This window comes from Streptomyces sp. NPDC051172 (assembly GCF_040682555.1).
In the GTDB taxonomy this organism is placed as follows: Bacteria; Actinomycetota; Actinomycetes; order Streptomycetales; family Streptomycetaceae; genus Streptomyces.
The window spans coordinates 1-3,717 of sequence record NZ_JBFBBE010000256.1 but is presented as its reverse complement, the minus strand read 5'-3'; the positions used below and the strand labels follow the sequence as shown (position 1 = coordinate 3,717).

Annotated in this window: 5 protein-coding genes and 1 pseudogene; 3 read left to right on the top strand and 3 right to left on the bottom strand. The window is 68.1% G+C overall.

Annotated features, from left to right (window positions below; translation table 11 throughout):
* Positions 1-92 precede the first annotated feature (92 nt).
* Together AB0N07_RS49965 and AB0N07_RS49960 are read right to left on the bottom strand one after the other, a co-directional pair.
* A pseudogene (locus AB0N07_RS49965) lies at positions 93-227 on the bottom strand (IS630 family transposase); the annotation flags it as partial.
* Positions 224-763 carry a winged helix-turn-helix domain-containing protein gene (locus tag AB0N07_RS49960; RefSeq protein WP_365847525.1) on the bottom strand — a complete coding sequence of 180 codons (540 nt, stop codon included), beginning with the start codon at positions 761-763 and terminating at the stop codon, positions 224-226. The gene AB0N07_RS49960 and the pseudogene AB0N07_RS49965, both read right to left, overlap by 4 nt.
* A gap of 117 nt (positions 764-880) precedes the next feature.
* On the opposite strand from AB0N07_RS49960, the gene AB0N07_RS49955 reads away from it, so the two are divergent.
* Positions 881-1,351, top strand: a complete 471-nt coding sequence (locus AB0N07_RS49955; RefSeq protein ID WP_365847527.1) for a hypothetical protein — start codon at positions 881-883, stop codon at positions 1,349-1,351.
* Between the two features lie 35 nt (positions 1,352-1,386).
* Here AB0N07_RS49955 and AB0N07_RS49950 read toward each other — a convergent pair whose 3' ends face one another.
* On the bottom strand, positions 1,387-1,617 hold the full coding sequence (locus AB0N07_RS49950) for a hypothetical protein (RefSeq protein WP_365847523.1): 231 nt from the start codon (positions 1,615-1,617) through the stop codon (positions 1,387-1,389).
* A gap of 96 nt (positions 1,618-1,713) precedes the next feature.
* On the opposite strand from AB0N07_RS49950, the gene AB0N07_RS49945 reads away from it, so the two are divergent.
* On the top strand, positions 1,714-2,481 hold the full coding sequence (locus AB0N07_RS49945) for a peptidoglycan-binding protein (protein ID WP_365847521.1): 768 nt from the start codon (positions 1,714-1,716) through the stop codon (positions 2,479-2,481).
* On the top strand, positions 2,478-3,311 hold the full coding sequence (locus tag AB0N07_RS49940; protein ID WP_365847519.1) for a DUF2690 domain-containing protein: 834 nt from the start codon (positions 2,478-2,480) through the stop codon (positions 3,309-3,311). Before AB0N07_RS49945 ends, AB0N07_RS49940 begins: the two co-directional genes overlap by 4 nt.
* The last annotated feature ends 406 nt before the right edge of the window (positions 3,312-3,717 follow it).

The window sequence follows — 3,717 nt, the reverse complement described above, 5'->3', positions numbered from 1 at the left end:
AGATCGTCGTACGACGGACGACGCTTCGACAGGCCCACGAACAGACCAACGATCCGATCAGCGGCAGGTCACACGACCTGCTGAGCAGTCACGATCAGGCGTGAGCGTTGACCTTTCTTGTAGCAGGCCAGAGCGGCGATGGAGAAGCGCCGCTGGGAGCGTCCCCGCACCCGGATGACGGGTGTGTGTCCGCGCCGGGACCAGGTGCGGGCGGTGGGCGGCGTCATCGAGAAACCGGCTTCGTCTTCGAAGCAGAGCCAGGCCCCGAGCGCCGCCACAGCGTTTCCACCTGGGGCCATGTCTGCTTCACCCACCCGGTGACCGCTTCCTCGTCGCGCTCGCTCGCGCGGCGGGCCGGGACCTGGTGACTGAAGCCGTGCCGGTGCAGCATCTGCGCGATGGCGCAGATCGTCATGCTTTTGTGGAACCGGCGCCCGATCAGCGTTTTGATCCGCGCCAGTGTCCAGGTCTGGTCCGGCCAGCCGTGCGCGACCGGCCCCTTGGCCAGCTCCTGCTCGAGCACCGCGAACAGTGCCTCACTCAGCTTGGGCCTGGACGCCTGCCCCTTCGACTCGAGGGCTGGAGTTCCGCCGTGCTCCCATGCCAGATGCCATCGCTGCACCGAGCGCACGCTGACACGTAACTGCTTGGCGATGGCGGCGTTGTCGTGTCCCAGGGCGAATAACTCGGCTGCCTGCATCCGGACGTGCTCGCGAAACGTCCGTCGCTCCGCGGTCAGCCCGCCCCCTTGCGGATACCTCATGTGACCGGCCTACTGCGACAACCACAGCCTGTCGACCCCCACGACATCACGCCAGCAAGGTCAGTAGCAGTTGGCCGGAGTTCAGAAGGACAGTGCGACGTGCAGTCCTGGCGCGAGATGGCCGTCCTCTCGTGTGGTGACTGGCACTCCGTCGGCGTCCGGTCGGACGGTTCTGCACTGGCTGCGGGGAACAACCGACGAGGGCAGTGTGACGTTGAAGGGTGGCGTGACCTAGCCGCCATTTCGGCCGGGTATCTCCATACCGTCGGCCTCAGAGCCAACGGGCGGGCAGTAGCGACCAGAGACCGGGAAACCGGGGCGTGCGCGGTCGATGAGTGGGAAGACGTCGTAGCGCTCAGCGCAGGCAGCTACCACACCGTCGGGGTCACAGCGTTCGGGCGGGTCCTCGCAGCGGGAGACAACAGCTACGGACAGTGCAAAGTCGACGACTGGCGCGACATTGTCGCCGTGGCGGCCGGTTCAACGCACACCCTCGGCCTGCGTGCCAACGGCACAGTCGTGACCGCAGGGAACAACGCCGACGGACAGTGCGAAGTCGATGCCTGGTCTGGAGTCCAGCTTCCATAGGCCCCGGGCCGCGCCAACGCAGAACTGACATACCGTCATGCGCGGACTCCGGAGACCTCATTCTGATTCCAGTCCTCAGCGCCCACCTTCACTTCCTGGACGGGGACGTGGAAGGCGTCCGGCGAGCCCTCGGCCGAGCCGAGGCAGCCGTCATTGAGATCCTGCGGTACCTCTACTTCCTCCGCATCGGCATCAGCGACGCGGAGGAAGTAGAGGAATAGCGGACGACTCTCCGCCGGCAAGCCGCCCGGCAGGTCATGCGGCACGGTGGACCGGGACACCGACCGGGGAAGCGCTACTTCGCTCGGTTACGCTCTCCGTCCGGACCATGGGGAATGTCTCCCGAGGGGATGGGGCGGGGAATGGCACGGTGGAAGGAACTGTCGGGGGGACTGGACCCGGTAGTGGTGGAGTTCATCGGCCAGTTGCGGAAACTGAAGGACGCCAGTGGGCTGAGTGTGCACAGGCTCGCCGCACGGACGGGCTACAGCGCGTCCTCGTGGGAGCGTTACCTGAGCGGCCGTCTGCTGCCGCCGGCCGCGGCGGTCGAGGCACTGGCAGCGGTCACGTGTACGGATACGGGCGCCGATACGGATACGGCCCGGCTGATGGCGCTCCATGCGGCAGCAGTGGATTCCTGGCATCGGGATCGGCCAACCGGCCATACAGACGCGAACGAGGACGAGGAAGGCGGCGAACCGCTGCCAAACCTCGTTCCGCGCCCGGTGACCCGTCGCAGGCTCTACCTCACCGCAGCCGGAGCTGCCGTGGCGGGCGCGCTCATCGCCGTGGCAGCCATGACGGAGGTCGACAGCGGGGCGTCGGCCGGTTCTCCCCGTACGGCTGCGGTGGCCCATCCGATCGCCTATGCCTGCACCTACGTGCGCAGACACGGCTCGTGGTACGCCGGGAACAGTGACACCAGCAGCGACGCACTCGAAGTCGACATGTCGGGTCCCGAAGTCGCCGAACTCCAGTGCCTGTTGCAGCGTGCCGGCATCTCCCCGGGAGGCGTGGACGGCAACTTCGGCCCGCTGACCGAGTCAGCGGTCATCAGCGCTCAGAAGAGGTACCACCTGGACGTCGACGGCCAGGTCGGCCCGCACACCTGGGCAGCGTTGCGCGGATGACAACGATCCCGCCCGAGTGCGAACGCCTGGCGGCCCGCCTCCGGACGCTCCGCGATCGCCGCCGGCTCACCCTGGTGACGCTGGCGGCGGAGTCGGCCTACAGCAAGTCCTCCTGGCAGCGCTGGCTGGCCGGACGCGCCCTGCCGCCCTGGCCGGCGGTGAGTGTGATGTGCCGTCTCGCCGACGAGCCGGAGCCCGGTGTACGCGCGCTGTGGGAACGGGCGGAGGCAGCCTGGAGCCGACGCACCGCGACAGTCACGCAGAGGCCGGAACGCACGGCCTCCCGCGCTGACGCCTCGCCCACGATCCCGCCAACCCCTGCGCCCACGCCACCGGTCCGACGCCGACGCAACTGGCTCATCGGCGCCGCCGTCGCCGCCGCGATCGCCGCACTGGGCGCCGGTAGCGTCATCCTGCTCCCGCAGGCGGGGCGCGCGACCTTCGACCCCTCCGCCGGCTTCCACGTCGGCTGTACGGGCACCGCCTGCGACGGCAAGGACCCGGGACCGGTCCTGTGCGGAGTCGAACCGAAAACGCTGCTGCACATGCAGACACCCACCGGCATCGGGCTAGAAATCCGCTACAACCCGCTCTGCCAGGCGGCCTGGGCCAGGGTGTGGAACGCCCCCGTCGGCAGCACCCTGACCTTCACCGTCCCCGGACAACCCACCCAGCGCGTGACCGTCGCACACGCCGACAACACCGACCCGTTCGTCTACACCGGCCTCGCGGCCGTGACCGGACACGGCCCCGCCGTGAAAGCCTGCGTGACACGCTCACCTAGCCCGCCCGACTGCTACGCGGTACCCCAGCCCTCACTTGATCAATAAGGGCGTCCGCCAGCAGGTCATCGGATGAGGACGCTTTGAGGGCGGGTGTCCCAGCGGTAGAGGGCCAGGCGGGTCGGATGAGGCAGCGCACGGTGCCGTCAGCCTCAGTCCTCAGGCCGACTGACGGCCCCTCGCCCCCACCGGTCGACCCGTCCCGTCCCATCATCACGCCAGGGCGCATCACCGCAGGTCGGGGCCGTTCTCTTCCCATGATTTCGTCACATCCAGCGATGCCCTTGGGGGCGGCCCGGCTGGGCCGTAGGTTCTTCGGCGTCATCAGTTGGTTGGCCCCATTGCCAAGGGATGTTTCATGAGCGACTCCGTCGGGAATCTTGAGGACGGGCAGTAAACGATCGTGACGTTGCGTCAGGCTCGTTGGAACGTTCCGCCCATGTTTCGCAGGAGC

Coding starts and splice junctions, on each gene's coding strand:
- AB0N07_RS49960 (WP_365847525.1), bottom strand. CDS start 763: ATGAGGTATCCGCAAGGGGGCGGGCTGACCGCGGAGCGACGGACGTTT.
- AB0N07_RS49955 (WP_365847527.1), top strand. CDS start 881: ATGGCCGTCCTCTCGTGTGGTGACTGGCACTCCGTCGGCGTCCGGTCG.
- AB0N07_RS49945 (WP_365847521.1), top strand. CDS start 1,714: ATGGCACGGTGGAAGGAACTGTCGGGGGGACTGGACCCGGTAGTGGTG.
- AB0N07_RS49940 (WP_365847519.1), top strand. CDS start 2,478: ATGACAACGATCCCGCCCGAGTGCGAACGCCTGGCGGCCCGCCTCCGG.